Origin of the sequence: Sphingobium sp., assembly GCA_023266575.1 — a bacterium.
Lineage (GTDB): Bacteria > Pseudomonadota > Alphaproteobacteria > Sphingomonadales > Sphingomonadaceae > Sphingobium.
Genome location: JAHFPV010000012.1, coordinates 64849 through 83404 on the forward strand (window position 1 = coordinate 64849; position 18556 = coordinate 83404).

Annotated in this window: 16 protein-coding genes; 5 read left to right on the top strand and 11 right to left on the bottom strand. The window is 65.9% G+C overall.

All coding sequences use genetic code 11. From position 1 onward, the window contains the following. Positions 1-98: 98 nt before the first annotated feature. On the top strand, positions 99-1379 hold the full coding sequence (locus Q0D44_RS12800; protein WP_294136976.1) for an aspartyl/asparaginyl beta-hydroxylase domain-containing protein: 1281 nt from the start codon (positions 99-101) through the stop codon (positions 1377-1379). A gap of 75 nt (positions 1380-1454) precedes the next feature. Further along, a complete protein-coding gene (locus Q0D44_RS12805) occupies positions 1455-1706 on the top strand; it encodes a hypothetical protein (RefSeq protein ID WP_217672566.1) in 252 nt (83 codons plus the stop codon). A gap of 36 nt (positions 1707-1742) precedes the next feature. On the opposite strand, the gene clpB is transcribed toward Q0D44_RS12805, so the two are convergent. After that, positions 1743-4322, bottom strand: coding sequence for an ATP-dependent chaperone ClpB (gene clpB / locus Q0D44_RS12810; RefSeq protein ID WP_294136977.1), 2580 nt, complete (start codon positions 4320-4322; stop codon positions 1743-1745). A 104-nt stretch (positions 4323-4426) separates the two neighbouring features. Next, entirely contained in the window at positions 4427-6049 is a 1623-nt protein-coding gene (locus tag Q0D44_RS12815) for a M28 family metallopeptidase (RefSeq protein WP_294136978.1), read from the bottom strand. Between the two features lie 150 nt (positions 6050-6199). Between Q0D44_RS12815 and Q0D44_RS12820 the strand changes: the two genes are divergently transcribed. The 3 genes from Q0D44_RS12820 (at position 6200) to Q0D44_RS12830 (ending at position 9989) form a co-directional block, all read left to right on the top strand. Continuing rightward, entirely contained in the window at positions 6200-9067 is a 2868-nt protein-coding gene (locus tag Q0D44_RS12820) for a pitrilysin family protein (protein WP_294136979.1), read from the top strand. Between the two features lie 23 nt (positions 9068-9090). Beyond that, on the top strand, positions 9091-9393 hold the full coding sequence (locus tag Q0D44_RS12825; RefSeq protein WP_294136980.1) for a hypothetical protein: 303 nt from the start codon (positions 9091-9093) through the stop codon (positions 9391-9393). A gap of 101 nt (positions 9394-9494) precedes the next feature. Further along, entirely contained in the window at positions 9495-9989 is a 495-nt protein-coding gene (locus Q0D44_RS12830; protein WP_294136981.1) for a MarR family transcriptional regulator, read from the top strand. Here the strand turns inward: Q0D44_RS12830 and Q0D44_RS12835 are convergent. The 9 genes from Q0D44_RS12835 to Q0D44_RS12875 form a co-directional block, all read right to left on the bottom strand. Further along, positions 9945-10883, bottom strand: a complete 939-nt coding sequence (locus Q0D44_RS12835) for a glycoside hydrolase family 43 protein (RefSeq protein WP_294136982.1) — start codon at positions 10881-10883, stop codon at positions 9945-9947. The two genes, Q0D44_RS12830 and Q0D44_RS12835, sit on opposite strands and share 45 nt — an antisense overlap. Next, entirely contained in the window at positions 10880-12091 is a 1212-nt protein-coding gene (locus Q0D44_RS12840; RefSeq protein WP_294136983.1) for a glycosyl hydrolase 53 family protein, read from the bottom strand. Before Q0D44_RS12840 ends, Q0D44_RS12835 begins: the two co-directional genes overlap by 4 nt. A 110-nt stretch (positions 12092-12201) precedes the next feature. Further along, on the bottom strand, positions 12202-12957 hold the full coding sequence (gene kduD / locus Q0D44_RS12845) for a 2-dehydro-3-deoxy-D-gluconate 5-dehydrogenase KduD (protein ID WP_294136984.1): 756 nt from the start codon (positions 12955-12957) through the stop codon (positions 12202-12204). A gap of 107 nt (positions 12958-13064) precedes the next feature. Continuing rightward, a complete protein-coding gene (gene kduI, locus Q0D44_RS12850; protein ID WP_294136985.1) occupies positions 13065-13904 on the bottom strand; it encodes a 5-dehydro-4-deoxy-D-glucuronate isomerase in 840 nt (279 codons plus the stop codon). 82 nt (positions 13905-13986) lie between these two features. Next, positions 13987-14619 (bottom strand): LUD domain-containing protein, encoded by a 633-nt coding sequence (locus Q0D44_RS12855; RefSeq protein ID WP_294136986.1) that lies wholly within the window; start codon positions 14617-14619, stop codon positions 13987-13989. After that, positions 14616-16010, bottom strand: a complete 1395-nt coding sequence (locus Q0D44_RS12860) for a lactate utilization protein B (protein ID WP_294136987.1) — start codon at positions 16008-16010, stop codon at positions 14616-14618. Before Q0D44_RS12860 ends, Q0D44_RS12855 begins: the two co-directional genes overlap by 4 nt. Beyond that, positions 16007-16777 carry a (Fe-S)-binding protein gene (locus Q0D44_RS12865; RefSeq protein ID WP_294136988.1) on the bottom strand — a complete coding sequence of 257 codons (771 nt, stop codon included), beginning with the start codon at positions 16775-16777 and terminating at the stop codon, positions 16007-16009. Before Q0D44_RS12865 ends, Q0D44_RS12860 begins: the two co-directional genes overlap by 4 nt. After that, positions 16774-17742: an alpha/beta hydrolase gene (locus Q0D44_RS12870; RefSeq protein WP_294136989.1), complete on the bottom strand. Its 969-nt coding sequence runs from the start codon at positions 17740-17742 to the stop codon at positions 16774-16776. Before Q0D44_RS12870 ends, Q0D44_RS12865 begins: the two co-directional genes overlap by 4 nt. Beyond that, on the bottom strand, positions 17739-18539 hold the full coding sequence (locus Q0D44_RS12875; protein ID WP_294136990.1) for a rhamnogalacturonan acetylesterase: 801 nt from the start codon (positions 18537-18539) through the stop codon (positions 17739-17741). Before Q0D44_RS12875 ends, Q0D44_RS12870 begins: the two co-directional genes overlap by 4 nt. Between the last annotated feature and the right edge of the window lie 17 nt (positions 18540-18556).

Genomic DNA, 18556 nt, shown 5'->3' on the forward strand with positions numbered 1-18556 from the left:
CGCATGGCTTTTCGGGTCATTCAAGCCGCCGGGCTTTCCCCTACTTGCCAGCGCCCCGGCTTGTGGTAGCGATGAGGGACAAGAAGCTGGGGGGCTTTATGGAATTGGCGGTTGGTCGGTTGGTGCAGCAGGCGGCGGAAGCGCGGCGGCAGGGCCGTGTCGCGGTGGCCGAGCAATTGCTGAACGATGCGCTCGCGCGGCAGCCGGGGGAACCGCAGGCGCTCAACCTGCTGGGGATGATTGCGCTCGACCGGCGGGATTTTGCAGCAGCCAGCACACATTTTCGCGGTGCGGCTGCGGCTGATCCCGAAGAAGCGGCGCTGTGGATGAATGTCGCGTCGGCGGAGCGCGGGCTGGGCGCGGCGGAGGGCGAACGCGCGGCGTTGCAGGCGGCGATCGACATAGACCAGCGCAATTTGATGGCGCAAATCCGCATGGCGCAACTCCAGCAACGGCTGAATGAACGGCAGGGTGCGGCGGACAGTTGGGGCAAGGCGTTGGCGCTGTCGGCAGGCTTGCCCGACCTGCCGCCTGCGCTGGTTGAAACGCTGGCGGAGGCACGGGGCTTCGTGACCGCGCATCAGGCGGAGTTTGCCGCCTTTGTCGAAGCGGGTGTGGCGGCGCAGCTGGCGGAGGCGGACGCGGTGACGCAGCGGCGATTTCAGGCCTGTCTGGACCGGGAGTTCGGCCGCCGGACGATCTACCAGAATCAGTGTTCGGGCCTGCACTACCCCTTCCTGCCCGCCGACGAATATTTCGACCGGCAGCATTTTCCCTGGATGGACACGCTGGAGGCGCAGACCGACGCGATCCGTGCCGAATTTCTCGCCATGGTCGAACAGGGTGGTGACGCGATCCGCCCTTATGTGCGACAGGATGCGGGGACGCCGCAGAATAAGTGGACAGCGCTGGACGGGTCGCTCGACTGGGGCGCGGCGTTTCTGTGGGAATATGGCGTACGTAACGAGGCAGTATGTGCCGCCTGTCCGCAGACGGTCGCGGCGCTGGAGGCTCTGCCGCGGGCCGACATTCCGGGGCGAGCGCCATCGGCCTTCTTCTCCTTGCTCAAGCCGCGCAGCCGGATTCCGGCACATAGCGGGGTCACCAATACGCGCGCGATCATCCATCTGCCGCTGGTCGTGCCGCCGGGCTGCTTCTTTCGTGTCGGGGGTGAAACGAGGGCGTGGCAAGAAGGGACTGCCTTTGCCTTTGACGATACGATCGAACATGAGGCGTGGAATGACAGCGATCATTTGCGGGCGGTGCTGATTTTCGACGTGTGGAACCCGCATTTGTCGCTTGCGGAGCAGGCGTTGTTAAAGCAATTCTACGCCACGGCCGATGCAAGCAAGACGAAGGACGTCCTGCCGCGCATCTGATCGACGGCATGGAGGCTGGCCCGTTCGGAGAGACGAGGCCAGCGCTGCCGCCTATCCAGGAGAATGAGAGTGCGAATGTTCAAGGCAGTGATTGCGTCCAGCCTGATCGTCATGGCCATGCCGGTGCTGGCGCAGGACAAGGCTCCGCTGGACAAGAATGATCCCAATGCGGTGCGGTGCAAGCGGTTTCAGGTGACCGGGTCGCTGGTGAAGAAGGAACGGGTCTGCAAGACCAACGCTGAATGGCGGGCGATCACCGAACAGCAGAATCGCGATGCCGACGACATCATCACCCGCAGCCGTGCGGGGATGAACCCCAACGGGTGAGGTGCAGGAGGGGCGTGGCCCCTCCCGCCTTTCGCGTCAGGCGACGCTGAGCGTCAGCGCGCCGTCGCCATCCTCGACCCGCACCTGCGATCCATCCGGCACGTCCCCGCGCAGGATCAGGTCGGCGAGCGGGTCTTGCAGATAGCGCTGGACCGCGCGCTTCAATGGCCGCGCGCCATAGACCGGGTCATAGCCGACCCGTCCCAGCCATGCGCGCGCGCCGTCGGTCAGGTCGAGCGCGATCTTGCGATCCTTGAGCAGTTTCTGCACACGGGCGACCTGAATATCGACGATCGGCGCCATATGGGCGACGCCCAGGCGATGGAAGAGGATGATCTCGTCCAGGCGGTTGAGAAATTCGGGGCGGAAATGGCCGCGGACCACCTCCATCACCTGATCCTCGACCTTTTCGACCGGATCATCATCGCCCAGCGCCGCGATATATTGGCTGCCCAGGTTCGATGTCAGCACGATGATCGTATTGGTGAAATCGACCGTGCGGCCCTGCCCGTCGGTCAGCCGGCCATCGTCCAGCACCTGAAGCAGGATGTTGAACACGTCGCCATGGGCCTTTTCCACCTCATCGAACAGCACGACCTGATAGGGGCGACGGCGGACGGCTTCGGTCAGGACGCCGCCTTCCTCATAGCCGACATAGCCCGGAGGCGCGCCGATCAGCCGGGCGACCGAATGTTTCTCCATGAACTCGCTCATGTCGATGCGGACCATGGCGTTTTCATCGTCGAACAGGAAACCGGCCAGCGCCTTGGTCAGTTCGGTCTTGCCCACACCCGTGGGGCCAAGGAAGAGGAAGGAGCCAAGCGGGCGGTTGGGGTCCTGTAGCCCCGCGCGGGCGCGGCGCACGGCGGTGGACACGGCCTTGACCGCATGGGCCTGCCCGATGACGCGCTTGCCCAGCGTATCCTCCATCGCCAGCAATTTTTCGCGCTCGCCGGTCAGCATCCGCTCGACGGGAATGCCGGTCCAGCGGGCGACGACCCCGGCGATGTCCTCTGCGGTCACTTCCTCGCGCAGCATCGCGCCCTCGGACGCGGTTTCCGCTTCTGCGAGGCGTTTTTCGAGGCCAGGGATGGTGCCGTAGGACAGTTCGCTCATCTTGGCGAGGTCGCCCGCGCGCTGCGCCTGTTCCAGTTCGAGCCGGGCGGCGTCGAGCTGTTCCTTGATCTTGGCTTCACCGGCGATCTTGTCCTTTTCCGCCTGCCAGCGGGTGGTGAGCGAGGCGGATTGTTCCTCCAGATTGGCGAGGTCCGTTTCCAGCGTGGTCAGCCGGTCGGCGGAGGCCTTGTCGGTTTCCTTCTTCAGCGCCTCGCGCTCGATCTTGAGCTGGATGATGCGGCGGTCGAGATTCTCGATTTCCTCCGGCTTGGATTCGACCTCCATCCGCAGGCGCGACGCGGCCTCGTCCATCAGGTCGATCGCCTTGTCGGGCAGGAAACGGTCGGTGATATAGCGGTTGGAGAGGGTCGCGGCGGACACCAAAGCGCTGTCGGTGATCCGCACGCCATGGTGCAGCTCATATTTCTCCTTGAGGCCGCGCAGGATCGAGACGGTATCCTCGACCGTGGGTTCGCCGACGAACACCGGCTGGAACCGGCGCTGGAGCGCGGGGTCTTTTTCGACATATTTGCGATATTCGTCGAGCGTGGTCGCGCCGATGCAATGGAGTTCGCCACGCGCCAAAGCGGGCTTGAGCAGATTGCCCGCGTCCATCGCGCCTTCGCTTTTGCCAGCGCCGATCAGCGTGTGCATTTCGTCGATGAACAGGACGACCTGGCCTTCTGCGGCCTTCACCTCGTCCAGCACGCCTTTGAGGCGCTCCTCGAACTCGCCGCGATATTTGGCGCCTGCGATCAGGCTGCCCATGTCGAGTGCCATCAGGGTGCGGTCTTTCAGCGTGTCCGGCACGTCGCCATTGGCGATGCGCAGCGCGAGGCCTTCGGCAATGGCGGTCTTGCCGACGCCGGGGTCGCCGATCAGGACCGGGTTATTCTTGGTCCGGCGGGCGAGGATCTGAATCGTGCGGCGGATTTCCTCGTCCCGGCCAATGACCGGATCAAGCTTGCCTGCGCGCGCGGCTTCGGTGAGGTCGCGGGCGAATTTCTTGAGCGCGTCATAGCGATCCTCCGCGCCTGCGGTGTCGGCGCTGCGGCCCTGACGCAGATGGTTGATCGCGGCGTTGAGCGCTTCCGCCTTGACGCCAGCGGCGGCCAGCGCCTTGCCAGCCGTCGTGGTGGTGGCCAGCGTCAGCGCGAGGAGCAGCCGTTCGACGGTGACGAAGCTGTCACCTGCCTTGGCCGCGACCTGTTCAGCCGAATCCAGCACGCGCACCGCGTCATTGTCGAGGCCCGGCGTCTGCTGCGCGCCGCTGCCGGAGACCGACGGCACTTTGGCGAGCGCGGCGTCAGTGTCGCGCAGCGCAACTTCCGGCGCACCGCCTGCGGCCTTGATCAGGCCCGACGCCATACCCTGCTCATCCTCCAGCAAGGCTTTGAGCAGATGTTCGGGGCTGATACGCTGATGGCTCATGCGGATGGCCACGGTTTGCGCCGACTGGAGGAAGCCCTTGGCGCGGTCGGTGAATTTTTCGAGGTTCATGACTTACCTTTGTGAAGCCCTTGGCTCTGTATGGAACTGCGGCTGATGTGGTGTTGCCAAAAGGCCACACAAGGGGCACTACGCAATTTCCACCAAAGAACGGTTCATTTTGGCGTGCTGGCCTTGGGCTGATCGGGCGCGAAGGCGTCGCCGAAAAAGTCGCCCTGATACCAAAGCGGCGCTTGCGGCGCGTCGGCGATGTCGCGGGCGATAGCGTAATTGACGCGGGCGAATTTCGCCGCCGCCTGCCAGTTGAAGGGCAGGCTGATCTGGTCGGATGGCTGGTGATAGTCGGTCTTGAGGAAATGTTCGAATGCGGCTTTGCCGGGACCAGCGAAGCCGGTCATCAGGAATACCGACGGTACGCCTTCCTGCACGAAGCGATAATGGTCCGAGCGGGTGAAAAGACCTTCAGCCGGGAGCGGATCGGGCGAGAGGGTGACGCCTGCGGATTTGGCCGCGCGATCGACGATCGGGCCGAGGGTGGAATGTTCCGCGCCGAAGGCGACGACATCGGCGAAATCATAGGTCAGGATCGGCATGTCGAGATTGACGATGCCGACCAGCTTGCCACCGGCGGGCAGGACAGGATTTCGGGCGAGATGTTGGGAGCCGAGCAGCCCGTCCTCCTCCGCCGTGACTGCCGCGAACAGGATGGAGCGTTTGGGGCGGGTGCCGCTGTCGGCGAAGGCCTTGGCGACAGCCAGCATCGTCGCGGTGCCCGACGCATTGTCCATCGCGCCATTATAGATTTTGTCTGGTCCCTTGGCGCTTTCGCGCACGCCATTATGGTCGAGATGGGCCATTAGCAGCACATACTCGCCTGCCAGTGACGGGTCCGATCCGGGCAGGATGGCGATGACATTGCTGGAGGCGGCGGTGCGGACCGTGCTGGTGCGGTCGAGCCGGACGAGGGCTTTGAGGGCAAAGCCCTTGGGACGCCCACCCCTCTTGGCGGCGAGTTGCATGATCGCGGCGACCTTGCGGTCTGACCCGGCGAACAGGGCGTCGGTTGCGGCTCCGTTGACCGATGCGCCGCCGCGAATGGCGGGGGTACGGGTGAAGGGCTTGGCCTGTGCATCGAGCCAGCTGACGGTCGGTTCGCTGGCGCGGTCGCGCAGCTTTTCCCAAGGGGTGCGGGTAAGCAGGCTGGGGCTGGGAATGGTGATGAGGCCGATCGCGCCCGCCTTTTGCGCGGCCAGCGCCTTTTCCGCCGCCAGATGGGCGCCGACTTCGCTGGGCATCCCGACCGGCGAACCGGAAAGGGCGACGGCGAATTTGCCGCGCAGGTCGAGGCCCGCATAATCGTCGATCTTCTCGCGGTCCGATTGCAGGCCATAGCCCACGAACACGGCGCCTGCCTCGATGCTCTGGACAGGTTCGCGGCCGAACGCACCGATTGCGACATCGCCGCCCGTGTCGAAGCGGGTGCCGCCGATGGTGAGCGCGGGTTTCACCCTGGGATCGAGTTCGGCAACCGCCAGCGTGACCGGCTGATACCAGCTGTCCTTGACCGCCTGTTGCAGGCCGAGCGCGGCGAAGCGGGCGGCGACGTAGCGGGCGGCAATGTCAAAGCCGGGCGTCCCGGCGTCGCGCCCTTCGAGCAGGTCGTCGGCCAGGAAGGTGACGTCGGCGCGGATGGCTTCGGGGGAGAAGGTCGGTTGCTGCGCGAGGGCGGGCGCGGAGAGAGCGAGCAAGGAAGCGAGCAGGGGCAGGCGGCGGAACATGGGAAGTGCCTTTGCAATCTATGATGTCCCGGAACCTATCGCGGCCAGCCGCGCTGTCCAGCGTCATGCGTATTGCGCTGCTAAAACGCCCCGCTATTCTAGCGTCCTCCGCGGGTGACCAACCCGGCTGCATTTTCCTAGAGGTTGTTCATGACCCTTTCCCCCCTGTCGCGTCGCCTGTCCCTGCTGATCGGCCTGTCCGCGATTGCCCTGACCCCCATGACGCAGGCAGTGGCGCAGAGGGCAGCGACCAGTGCTGCGCCTGCTCCGCTCTCCAGCCTCGTGTCGGCGGTCGATATTCCCTATGAGCAATTCACGCTGAAAAACGGGCTGCGGGTGATCGTCCATACCGACCGCAAGGCCCCGGTGGTGGCGGTGTCGATCTGGTATCATGTCGGATCGCGTTTTGAACCGGCGGGCAAGACCGGTTTTGCCCATCTGTTCGAGCATCTGATGTTCTATGGCTCCGAAAATGCCGACGGGCCGTTTTTCGGGCGGCTGGAGGATATTGGCGCGACCGACTGGAACGGGACGACCTGGTTCGATCGCACCAATTATTTCGAGACGGTGCCGACCGGGGCGCTCGACCGGGCGCTGTTCCTGGAGTCGGACCGGATGGGGCATCTGCTGGGCGCGGTGACGCAGCAGAAGCTGGATACCCAGCGCGGCGTGGTCCAGAATGAAAAGCGGATGGGGGAGAATGAACCCTATGGGCTGGTCGAATATGCGCAGCTGGCTGCTTTGCTGCCCGAAGGCCATCCCTATCGCCACTCGACCATCGGATCGATGGCGGACCTGAACAGCGCCAGCCTGAGCGATGTGCAGGGCTGGTTCAAAACCCATTATGGTCCCAACAACGCCGTGCTGGTGCTGGCCGGGGATATTGACGCGGCGACCGCGAAGAAGAAGGTCGAGCGCTGGTTCGGCAATATCGCGGCTGGCCCCGCGCCGCAGGATGTGGACGCGACCGTCCCGACGCTCGACAAGGATGTCGAGAAGCAGATGCATGATAATGTCGCGGCGACCCGCCTCTATCGCAACTGGGTGGTGCCGGGCGTCAATGGAGCGGATCTGCCCGCGCTCGATCTGGCGCTGTCGGTCTTTGGTGGCCTCGCCTCCTCGCGGCTCTACAATACGCTGGTGCGGGACGAGAAGGTGGCGGTGGGGGTCAAGGCCAGCGTCCAGCCGTTCGAGAAATTGAGCTTTGCCGAGATTACGGTCGATGTGAAGCCGGGGACCGATGCGGTCGCGGTGGGCAAGCGGCTCGATGCGCTGCTGGCCGACTATCTGGCCAAGGGACCGAGCGCCGACGAGGTGCAGCGCGCCGCGACCCGGCAGCTGGCGGGGACGATATCGGGACTGGAGCAGGTGGGCGGCTTTTCGGGCAAGGCAGTGACGCTGGCCGAGGGGGCGGTCTATTCCAACGACCCGGAGAAATATCGCAAGGATCTGGCCGCCTATGCCAGCGCGACCCCGGCCCAGGTGGGCGAGGCCGCGCGCAAATGGCTGGGGCGGCCGGTGTTCCGCCTGACCGTGGCGCCGGGCGAACGATCGGCGGCGGACAATGCGCTGGCCGGCAATGCGACCCACAAGCCGGCCTATTTCCGCGATCCCGCCGCGCCCGCGCCAGCAGCCGCGACGGTGCCTGCGCCCACGCAGATTGCCGAGCCGCCGATCGAGCCGGTGGCCGATCTGGATTTCCCGACGGTTGAACATGCGAAGCTGAAGAACGGGATCGCGGTGCAGTTTGCGCGTCGGGCGACGGTGCCGACGGTGCGGGTGTCGGTGGCGTTCGATGCGGGCAATGCGGCGGATGATCGGGCCAAGCTCGGCACTGCGGCGCTGGCGACGGCGCTGCTGGACGAGGGGACCAAGACCCGCAGCGCGCTGGACATTGCGCAGGAGCAGGAGCGGCTGGGCGCATCGGTGAGTGCGGGCAACAGCATGGACCGGACCACGGTGGGGCTGTTTGCGCTGAAGCCCAATCTGGATGCGTCGCTGGGGCTGCTGGCCGATGTCGTGCGCAATCCTGCTTTCGCGCCGAGCGAGGTGGAACGGCTGCGCGGGCAGATGCTGACCCGGATCGCGGCGGAAAAGACCGAGCCGACCGCCATCGCCCAGCGCATGTTGCCGCCCTTGCTCTATGGCAAGGCGCATCCCTATGGCATCCCCTTTACCGGGTCTGGCACGGAAAGCGGGGTCAAGGCGGTGACGCGTGCGGACCTGACCGCTTTTCATGACCGCTGGCTGCGGCCCGACAATGCGACGATCTTCGTCACGGGCGACACCAGCCTGGCCGAATTGCTGCCGCTGCTGGAAAAGCGCTTTGGCGACTGGAAGGCGCCCGCGACGGCAAAGGGTGCCAAGCTGTTCCGCATGGACCGGATGGCGCGCCCGCCGCGGATCATTCTGATCGACAAGCCGCAAAGCCCGCAGTCGATGATATTGGCAGGCGTGCTGACGAGCAAGAAGGGGACCGACAATCCGGTAACGCTCCAGTCGGCCAATGAAGTGCTGGGCGGCAGCACCACGTCGCGGCTGACCATGGACCTGCGCGAGACCAAGGGCTGGGCCTATGGCGCGGGAACGTCTCTGCCCGGCGTCAAGGACACGATCCCGCTGCTGGTCTATGCCCCGGTGCAGACCGACAAGACCGGCGAATCGATCATCGCGGCGCGGCAGGACATCAAGGATTTCCTGACGACCAAGGGGACGAGCGAGGCCGAGCGCAACCAGACGATCAACGGGCAAATCCTGTCGCTGCCGGGCAGTTTCGAGACATCGTCCGACCTGCTGGGGGCGATGATGCGCAACAGCCTGATCGGGCGGGCGGATGATTTCTACGAGACGCTGCCCAACATCTATCGCGCGATGACCGCGGCCGATTTCGACAAGGCGGCGCGGGAGGCGATCAATGCCGACGGGCTGATCTGGGTCGTGGTCGGGGACGCGAAACTGGTGCGGCCGCAGCTTGACGCGGTGGGCTTGCCGGTCGAAACCGGCACCCTGGCTGACTGAGAAATTCTAAAGGAGTGAATGAGATGGCAAGTGTCGATGGCGCCTATGATTGCGTGGCCAAGACGCCGATGGGCGACCAGAAGGGCGTGTTCACCGTGATCAGCAATGGCGACCGGTTCAACGGCACCTTTGCGGGCATGATGGGGTCGCTCGACGTCGTCGATGGCAAGGTCGCGGGCAACAGCCTGACCTGGAAGATGGAAATGACCATGCCGATGCCGATGACGCTGGAATGCGAGGCGGACGTCAGCGGGGACGCGATTACCGGGACAATGCAACTGGGGGCATTCGGCGCTTCGGCCTTTACCGGCACCCGGCGGGGCTGAGTTTGAGGGGGCCGGGTGATGCCCGGCTCCCTTAACCCGACACTGAGCTGGACAATAACAACGCCCTTGCTGATTTGTGATTAGTTGGCTAACTAATCGATATGAAAGAGCGGGAAGCCGGACGGGCTTTATTGCATGTGCTGGGGCCGGTGGCGCGGGGGTGGCGGCAGGCGGCGGATGGGGCGCTGGCGGGCCTCGGCGTGTCCGGGAGTGCGGGCTGGTGTCTGGTGCATCTGGCGAGCGTGGGGGCGGTGTCGCGACAGGCGGAGCTGGCGCAATGGCTGGAGGTCAGCGCGCCGTCGCTGGTGCGGACGCTGGACCAGTTGCAGCGCGCCGGGTGGATCGAGCGGACGACCGATCCAGAGGATGGGCGGTCCAACCGGGTGACGCTGACCCCGGCGGGCAAGACGATGGCGGCACAAATCCAGGCGCGGCTGGACGTGCTGGCCGGCGAATTGCTGGGCGGCTTGCCGGACGGGGCGGTGGAGATCGCGGTGGAGCTGCTGGGATTGCTCCGGCTGCGGATTGCCGAGCAGAAGCTGGCGCAGCTATTAGCCGATGGCGGCGATGATCCTGCGGGGGACGCGGAGCAGTGAGCCGTGGCGCACACCCGGCGGCATGGCCAGGCGGGTACTGACATCGCGCCATGCCACCATGTCGCGGGTCATGGCCGCGCCCCAGCGACCTTCCTTGTAGACGTCATAATAGCAGATCAGCGCGTCGCCAACCTGCGCGGTCATCGGCCCTTCGACCCAGGACGGGGAGAAGGGGGGCGAGAGCGGGCCGAAGGGACCGGCGGGGCTTTGCGCGGGCGCGCTGCGCAGCCATTTGCGCGGCGGAGTGAGGGTTTCGTCCTTGATGATGAGGTGGAGGCTGCCGTCGGGGGCGCGGGCGAAGCTGCCGTCGATCAGGCTGAAGCCGGGATCGTAAAGCGGTTGCGGCGGGGTGAAGGTCACGAAATCCGGGGTGGTGGTGGACCAGAGACGATGGTTGTAGCCCGATTCCGATGTGCCTGCGGTGTCCGTGAAGCGCCCCGTCACCGTGCTGGACCAGAAGATCATCCAATGGCGGGCGGCGGGGTCGTATATCGCTTCGGGCGCCCAGCAATTGCGGGTGCCGGGGACGGTGGCCATGACCGGCAGCGCGCGTTGGGGCGACCAGTGGATGAGGTCGGCGCTGGTAGCATGGCCGATCGTCACCCCTTCCCAGGCGGTGGTCCAGAGCAGGTGGAAGGTCGCGCCGTCGCGAAACAGGAAGGGATCGCGCAGCAGCTTGGTCTCGCCGACCTGCGGGACGAGCAGGCTGCGGCCAGCAGCGAGCGGGCGGAAGGTGAAGCCGTCGTCGCTGGCGGCGAGTTTGAGGCCGTCGGCTTCGCCCTTGCCGCTAGTGAAACAGGCGAAGAGGAGCGGGTCGGCGGAGAGGGCGGGGCGGGTGGCGCAGGCGGTGAGCGCCAGTGCGCCTGCCCCCAACGCAAAATCGCGCCGGTTCATGGACTATAGTCTTTCGCCATCTGGCGGTAGAGATCGAGCAGCGGGTTGGCGATATAGTCGCCGCCTTCGCCGATCGGGCCGGTCTGTTCGGGCTTTGGCGGTGGCGGGGCGCTGGCGAGGCCGCCTGGGGCTTCGGCGCTGTTGATGCCCTGGCTCAGAAGGTCAGGCTTCGCGCCTTCGCCGGCGTTGCGGCCCTCACGGTCGAACAGGGCTTCCTGATGGCGGGTCGGTTCCCAGATGAATGTCCCCCAGCCGCGCCGGTCGGGCAGGGCGTGAACCAGATCATTGAGGTAGCGTTTGCGGCTGGAATATTCGGCAACCAGCAGGCCTTTGCCGGGATAGCGGGCGAGGAACTGGTCGAAGGTCGTCGCCCAGTCCCCCTGTTCGCGCTGCTGATAGCAGGAGAAGCCGATCACGTCGAAATCGACCTTTCGGGCGATCAGCGCGTCGGTCCATTCGCGCACGATTCCCCAGTGGCGGCCAAGATGATTGTGGAGCTGGATGGCGATGGCGGGTTCGGCGCGGCGCGCACCTGCTATCCCGGCGCGCAGCAAAGCGGCGAAGGCGTCGAAGCCGCCCACAGCCCCGACCTTGGCATGATTGGCGTCGGTGACGGGGTTGCCGGTGGGGGTGGAGAGTTTCACCCGGCCATGGGGCCAGAGGATGCCGAAGGTGGTTTCATTGCCGATGACCGCCATGTCGACCGGCGCGCCGCCCGCGCGCATGGCGACCAGCGTGTCGTAGGTGTGGGCTTTGACGGCTTTGGCGAGTTTGGGGAGGTCGTAACCGGCCCAGGATGCGGGGACGCCCTGATGCTCAGGGTCGGCCCATATGTCGCTATAGTGGAAGGAGAGGACGAGGTAGAGGCCTGCGTCGCGGATGCGGCGGCCGAGTTTGATGGTCTGGGCGAGGCCTGCCCAGGCCTTGTCCGGTTCGCGTCTGGAATAGCCCTTGGCAGGATCGACGAAGATGCGCAGGCGGATGGCGTTGAACCCGGCGTCGCGCAGCAGGATGATGGGGTCTTTCCGCACGTCGCCGACGAAATAGCGCGCACCGGCGGCTTCATCTTCGGGAATCCAGCTGATGTCGGCACCGATGAGGAAGGGGCCGGGGCGGGCGCCGGTCTTTTTAGGCGCAGCGAAAGCGGGGCTGGCGAGCAGTGGCAGGGCTGTGGCGGCGAGCGCGGCGCGGCGGGTGAGGGCGGGCATCCTGTCTCCTTTGCGTGGGGCGGGAGGGAGGGTTGGTGCCTCCTCTTATTTGGGCGCGTGGGTTTGTGTGCGACGCCTTGGGCTCCCGCTTTCGCGGGAGAACGGGTGGATTACCTGGCCAGCCACCCGCCATCGACGGCGAGGGTGTGGCCGTGGATGTAGCCCGCGGCGCTCGACGCGAGGAATATGGCGGCTCCGCCAATGTCGCTGGCGTCGCCCCAGCGGCCTGCGGGGATGCGTTCCTGGATCTGGCGGTTGCGGGTTTCGTCGGCTTGCAGCGCGGCGGTGTTGTTGGTGGCGATATAGCCGGGCGCGATGGCGTTGACGTTGACGCCCTTGGCGGCCCATTCGTTCGCCAGCAGCTTGGTCAGGCCCGCGACGCCGCTCTTGGACGCGGTGTAGCTCGGCACGCGGATGCCGCCCTGGAAGGAGAGCAGGGACGCGATGTTGATGATCTTGCCATGGCCTTGACCGATCATGTGGCGACCGGCGGCCTGGCTGAGGAAGAACAGCACCTTCAAATTGGTGTCGATCACTGCGTCCCAGTCGTCTTCCGTAAAGTCCACGCTGTCGGCTCTACGGATGATCCCGGCATTGTTGACGAGGATATGGAGGCCACCCAGCGTGGCGATGGTTTCGTCGATGACGCGCTGGACCGGCTCGATCGACGACAGGTCCGCCGAGACGATCTCGGCCCGGCGACCCAGCGCGCGGACCTTCTGCACCGTCTCCAGCGCAGGGGTGCGGCCAACGGCGGCGATGTCCGCGCCTGCTTGTGCCAGCGACAGGGCGATAGCCTGGCCAATGCCGGTATTCGCGCCGGTGACGATGGCGACTTTGCCACTGAGGTCGAATGGGTTGGTCATGGGGTTTCCTGTCCCCCTCCCTTCAGGGAGGGGTTAGGGGAGGGGTTGTCAGGGCCGGGCTATGCGGACATGCCCTCCCCCGACCGCTCCCTGAAGGGAGGGGAGATTCAGGCGAGCTGGCAGATATCCAGCACGTTCATGTCGGTATAGTCCTGATTCTCGCCCGCCATCGCCCAGATGAAGGCATAGGCTTTGGTGCCGGACCCCATATGGATCGACCAGGGCGGCGAGATCACCGCTTCCTCATTGGCCATGACGATGTGCCGCATCGCGTCGCCCTCACCCATATAATGGAATACGCGATCCGAAGGGCCATCCAGCTCGAAATAGAAATAAATCTCGCTGCGCCGCTCATGGATGTGCGGGGGCATGGTGTTCCAGACGCTGCCGGGCTTGAGCACGGTGAGGCCCATGACCAGCTGTGCGCTCTCGCAGATGCCGGGGATGACCAACTGATAGATGGTGCGCTCGTTGGATTCCTCCAGAGAGCCGCGTTCCAGCGTGGTCGCATCAGCCAGCGAGATCAGGCGGGTGGTGAAGGCCTTATGCGCCGGGCAGGAGGCGAGATAGTAGCGTGCGCCTGCGCCTGCAAACTGCACGTCCCTCGCGCCCATGGTGACGTAGAGGCAATCCTTGTTGCCGAGCGTGAAGCTCTCGCCATCGACGGTGACGGTGCCGGTAACGCCCGACACATTGACGATCGCCAGTTCGCGCCGTTCCAGGAACGGGTGGCCAGCGGCAGAGGCGGGTTCGGTCTGCGCAGGCAGCGTGACGGGCGCATCGGCGACCGCGACGCCGCCAATGACAAAGCGTTCGGCATGGGTGTAGTTCAGCACGCATTCGCCATCGCGGAACAGCCCGCCGATCAGATAGCGATCGCGCAGCTCGTCATTGCTGACGCACGCCATCATGTCCGGGTGGGTTGCGTAATAGGTCTTGTCGAACATGGAGTCTCTCCGCTGGCGGGCTTTGGTCCGGCTTATAGCGGGGGACGTGCGGCCTGTCAGCCACAAATTCCCGATATATGGACTAATGGTCCGAAATGTGAGGAAATTCGTCGCGCAGCAGGATGACGTGGAGGAAGCGCGGGCCGTGCGCGCCGCGGACATAGGTGCCTTCAATGTCGGTCGTGCCCGACACACCGGTGATCCAGTAATGGGCGCGCGGCTGCGGGCCGGGGAGGGGGGCGTCCTCCAGATGGGCGGCGATGGCGGCGACCGGCAGCAGGACGATATGGTGGAGCGTCAGGAAATTGGGGAGCATCGGCGCGGTCGGGCTGGTTTCGAAGATCAGCGATCCGGTTTCGGCGATGGCGGTGCGGGCGATGGCGAGGGTGGCGGTTTCGTCCGGCGCGGCGGTGGCGTGGAGGGTGAAGGCGGACCAGTCGCAGACGTCAAGGCGCGGGTCGGGCGGGCAGCAGAGGGTGAGGGGCTCGTTTTCGGCGCTGAGATAGCGGGCGATCGCTGAGGGCAAGTCGGTGAGGCTGGCGATGACGTCATGGCTGGCATTGACGCTGGGGAGGGCCAGCCGGGCGAGAAATTCGGATAAGAGATTGCTGGTGTCCACGGCCGGGCGTTCGGGGGTGCCGAGCAGGGCGACGGCTTCGGCGGCAACCGGGGCGGGGCTTTTGAGGCGGGCGAGGATAGCGGCACGGGCGCTCATTTGCGCTGCTCCTGCTTGTATTGGTTCATAAAGGTCTGCGCGGCGGGTTTGGGGAGGTCGCGATATTGGGTCCAGCCGCCTGCGAGTGGCAGGCTGGCGATCCAGCCCTTGCGGCCGAGCAGGCGGATCGCGCGGATCGCGATCGCGGTGCCGAGCCGGTAGAGCGCGGGGCGGGTGGCGACCCAGGCCCAGAGGCCCAGCCCTGCGCGCATCGAGACCGGCTCCAGCCCTTCGCGCCAGCTTTTCTCACGCCAGCCCTTGAGCAAAGTGGGGAGGGGGATTTTGACCGGGCAGACCTGCTGGCACATGCCGTTGAGGGTGCAGGCATGGGCGAGGTCACGGGTTGCGGCGAGGCCGTCGAGCGTGGGGGTGAGGACGGCGCCCATCGGGCCGGGATAGGTGCCGCCATAGGCGTGGCCGCCAATCTGGCGGAACACGACGCAATGGTTCATGCACGCGCCGCAGCGGATGCAGCGCAGCATCTCCGCCAGTCCCTCTTCGCGCATTTTGGTGCGGCCATTGTCGACCAGGACGATGTGCATTTCTTCCGGCCCGTCGCGATCGCCGGGGCGCTTGGGACCGGTGTAGAAGGTCGTATATTGGGTCAGCGCCGCGCCGGTGGCCGAGCGCGCCAGCATCCGCAGCATGTGGATGGCATGGGGCATGGACGGCACGATCTTTTCGATCCCTGCGGTCACGATATGGACGCGCGGGGGGACGAGCGAGAGTTCGGCATTGCCTTCATTGGTGACGGTGCAGACCGCGCCACTGTCCGCGATCAGGAAGTTGGCACCCGATATGCCAACATCCGCGCCGAGCATGGCACCGCGCAGTTCGCGCCGGGCGCTCTGGGCCATGGCGGCGATGGTTTCTTCCTGATGGGGGGTGCGATGCTTTGCCTTGAACAGGGCGGAGACCTGCTCGCTTGTCTTGTGCATGGCGGGCCAGATGATGTGCGAGGGGCGTTCGTCGGCCAATTGGATGATATGTTCGGCCAGGTCGGTTTCGACCCGGCCGATCCCGGCTTCCTCCAGCGCGTGGGGGAGGCCGATTTCCTCGCCGAGCATGGATTTGGAGCGGGCGACGGTTTTGGCGTTGGCGGCCTTGCAGATGGCGATGACGATGCGGCAGGCTTCATCGGCGGTCTGCGCCCAATGGACCTGCGCGCCCGCGGCGATGGCGCTGGCCTCGAACTGCTCCAGATAGGGGCCGAGATGGGCGATCACATGATCCTTGATCGCGGCGGCGCGAGTGCGGGCGGCCTCGAAATCGGGGAAGGCGTCGATGGCGATGGCACGCTTGGCCTGCGCGGTGCCGGCGGTGCGTTCGACAGCGATTTTGAGGATCGGGTCGGCGAGTGCGGCGTCGGCGCGAGTGGTGAAGCTGCTCATGACTCTTCGCCGATGGCGGGGCCGTCGCCCATGCCGGCGATCAGTTCGATGGCGTGGAAGGCGCGGACCTTGCTGCCGTCGCGGTGGAGTTTGCCTGCCATGTTCATCAGGCAACCGAGGTCACCCGCCAGCAGCAGGTCTGCGCCGGTCGCGTCGATCGCTGCGGCTTTCTCACCCACGATGGCGTTGGAGATGGCGGGATATTTGACGCAGAAAGTGCCGCCAAAGCCGCAGCAGGTTTCCGCGCCGGGGAGCGGCGTCAGCGACAGGCCGTCGATCGCGTCCAGCAGGCGGCGGGGCTGGGCCTTGATGCCGAGTTCGCGGAGGCCTGAACAGCTGTCATGGTAGGTGGCTGTGGCGGGGAGGGTGACGCCGTCGGGTTTCCAGCCGCAGACTTCATCGAGATAGGCCATGACTTCGAAGGTCTTGGCGGCGACCGCCTGCGCGCGGGGGAGCCATGATGCGTCATGCTCAAACAGTTCGGGATAGTGGCAGCGGATCGTCCCGGCGCAGGAGCCGGAGGGGACGATGATGGCCTCATAAGGTTCGAGCGCTTCGATCGTCTGCTTCGCCAAGGCGACGGCATGGTCGCGGTCGCCGCTGTTGAGGGCGGGCTGGCCGCAGCAGGTCTGGCCCTGTGGCACTATGACGTCGCATCCGGCGGCTTCGAGCGCGCGGATCGCGGCGAAGCCGATGCGGGGGCGCATGATGTCGACCAGGCAGGTGACGAACAGGGCGACCTGACGGGTCCCAGATTGACCAGTCATACCCCGTGACGCTTCGCGAAATTAAGGAACAGGTCGGGCCAGGGCGCGGGCGCGGCAGGCGGGGCGATGAGGCCGAAGCCATGGCCGCCATTTTCAAACAGATGCGCTTCGACCGGGATGCCCTTGGCGCGCAGGGCGGCGAGCATGGCGAGGCTGTTTTCGGGCGGCACGGCGGCATCGTCCAAAGCATGGGCCATGAATATGGGCGGGGTTTGTGCGCTGACATTCTGATCGAGTGAGTAAGCGCGCATCGTTTCGGGCGACGGGGTGGGGCCAAGCAGCTGGGTGCGCGATCCCTGATGGACGAACGCGCCCTCCATCTGGATCACCGGATACATATAGGCAGCGATGGCGGCCTTGATCGGTTCGCGGTCGCTGGCGTCGATGGGCGTGTAAGTCTGTTCGGGCGTGCGGCTGGTGAGCCAGGCGGCAAGGTGGCCGCCCGCCGAAAAGCCGATCACGCCGACACGGTTGGCGTCATAGCGTTCGCGCGGCGCGAGGGCGCGGACGAGGCGCAGGGCGCGCTGGGCGTCCTGCAAGGGGGCCTGCGGGCCTGCTGCCCAGCCATCGGCGGGCAGGCGGTAGAGCAGGCTATAGCAGGCATAGCCAGCGTCGGCGAAACGGCGGGCGATACTATAGCCTTCATGGCCGATCGCGACCCGGCTGTAGCCGCCGCCGGGGATGAGCAGGATGGCCGCGCCATTGGGCTGGGTCGGGCGTACCAGCGTCAGCGTGGGCGTGGTGACATGGGTGAAGAGGCTGTCATGCGGGCCGCTGTCGGGGCGGCGCAGGGTTTCGGCTTCGGTCACGGTGACATGATCGCCGCCCGGTGCCTTGCCCGGCCAGATCGGGAAACGGACAAAGCCCTGCGGCAGCGGGATGCCCTGTGCGTGCGCAAGGGTCGGGGCGAGAGCGACACCCGCCAGTGCGCCGGAAATCAGGGTGCGGCGGTCGATGGCTGTCATTGGCAATCCGTCCTTCCAAGCGGTGTCGTGCGGGCGAGAGCCGGGCGATGGTCGGCTATTTTGGCGGATATGGGAAGGGCGAGGGACTTGAGGCCGTCAGCGACCAGATCGGCCACCTGCCGCGCGCCCAGCTCGCTGAAATGGGTGTCGTCGCTGACGCCCTTGGGGAAGGCGGGGATTTTATCCTGCGCGCTGTAGTGGAGGTAGAGCGATTTCGATGCGTCCGGTCCGGCGCGGTCGAGCCAGGCGCGCGAGCGGGCTTCCAGATCGATGAGCGGGGTGGCGGTTTTGGCGGCGAGGTCGCGCACTACGGCGGACCATGCGGGATAATCGGCGATAGCCCGGCCGTCCGGCCCGAAGTTGCGCCGCGCGACCGGGGTGAGAAGGACGGGGACGCCGCCCGCGATCCGCACGTCGCGGATGAAGCGGAGCAGATTGTCGCGATAGTCGGTCTGGGCAGGCGCCCAGCGTTCGGGCTTGGCGCGGGTCTGGTCATTATGGCCAAACTGGATCAGCACCGTGTCGCCGGGCATGATGTCGGCGCGCAGGGCGTCCCAGCGCCCCTCGGCCAGGAAGCTGCGGGTCGAGCGGCCATTTCTGGCGTGGTTGAGGATGCGCACGTCTGGCGACACGGCGCAGCGCAGCATCATGCCCCAGCCGGTTTGCGGGTAACGGGCGGGGGCATAATCGGCGGCGGTGGAATCGCCCGCGATCAGGATGGTGTCGCCGGGGCGGGTGGCGTGCGCGGGGGTGGTGAGGAGGAGGGCGGCGAGGGGGGCCAGGATGGCGCGCTTCATTTTCTGGCCTCTACGTC

What these genes read in the sequence shown, in the direction of transcription:
- Q0D44_RS12800 (WP_294136976.1), top strand. Translation starts at nt 99, where the DNA reads ATGGAATTGGCGGTTGGTCGGTTGGTGCAGCAGGCGGCGGAAGCGCGG.
- Q0D44_RS12805 (WP_217672566.1), top strand. Translation starts at nt 1,455, where the DNA reads ATGTTCAAGGCAGTGATTGCGTCCAGCCTGATCGTCATGGCCATGCCG.
- clpB (WP_294136977.1), bottom strand. Translation starts at nt 4,322, where the DNA reads ATGAACCTCGAAAAATTCACCGACCGCGCCAAGGGCTTCCTCCAGTCG.
- Q0D44_RS12815 (WP_294136978.1), bottom strand. Translation starts at nt 6,049, where the DNA reads ATGTTCCGCCGCCTGCCCCTGCTCGCTTCCTTGCTCGCTCTCTCCGCG.
- Q0D44_RS12820 (WP_294136979.1), top strand. Translation starts at nt 6,200, where the DNA reads ATGACCCTTTCCCCCCTGTCGCGTCGCCTGTCCCTGCTGATCGGCCTG.
- Q0D44_RS12825 (WP_294136980.1), top strand. Translation starts at nt 9,091, where the DNA reads ATGGCAAGTGTCGATGGCGCCTATGATTGCGTGGCCAAGACGCCGATG.
- Q0D44_RS12830 (WP_294136981.1), top strand. Translation starts at nt 9,495, where the DNA reads ATGAAAGAGCGGGAAGCCGGACGGGCTTTATTGCATGTGCTGGGGCCG.
- Q0D44_RS12835 (WP_294136982.1), bottom strand. Translation starts at nt 10,883, where the DNA reads ATGAACCGGCGCGATTTTGCGTTGGGGGCAGGCGCACTGGCGCTCACC.
- Q0D44_RS12840 (WP_294136983.1), bottom strand. Translation starts at nt 12,091, where the DNA reads ATGCCCGCCCTCACCCGCCGCGCCGCGCTCGCCGCCACAGCCCTGCCA.
- kduD (WP_294136984.1), bottom strand. Translation starts at nt 12,957, where the DNA reads ATGACCAACCCATTCGACCTCAGTGGCAAAGTCGCCATCGTCACCGGC.
- kduI (WP_294136985.1), bottom strand. Translation starts at nt 13,904, where the DNA reads ATGTTCGACAAGACCTATTACGCAACCCACCCGGACATGATGGCGTGC.
- Q0D44_RS12855 (WP_294136986.1), bottom strand. Translation starts at nt 14,619, where the DNA reads ATGAGCGCCCGTGCCGCTATCCTCGCCCGCCTCAAAAGCCCCGCCCCG.
- Q0D44_RS12860 (WP_294136987.1), bottom strand. Translation starts at nt 16,010, where the DNA reads ATGAGCAGCTTCACCACTCGCGCCGACGCCGCACTCGCCGACCCGATC.
- Q0D44_RS12865 (WP_294136988.1), bottom strand. Translation starts at nt 16,777, where the DNA reads ATGACTGGTCAATCTGGGACCCGTCAGGTCGCCCTGTTCGTCACCTGC.
- Q0D44_RS12870 (WP_294136989.1), bottom strand. Translation starts at nt 17,742, where the DNA reads ATGACAGCCATCGACCGCCGCACCCTGATTTCCGGCGCACTGGCGGGT.
- Q0D44_RS12875 (WP_294136990.1), bottom strand. Translation starts at nt 18,539, where the DNA reads ATGAAGCGCGCCATCCTGGCCCCCCTCGCCGCCCTCCTCCTCACCACC.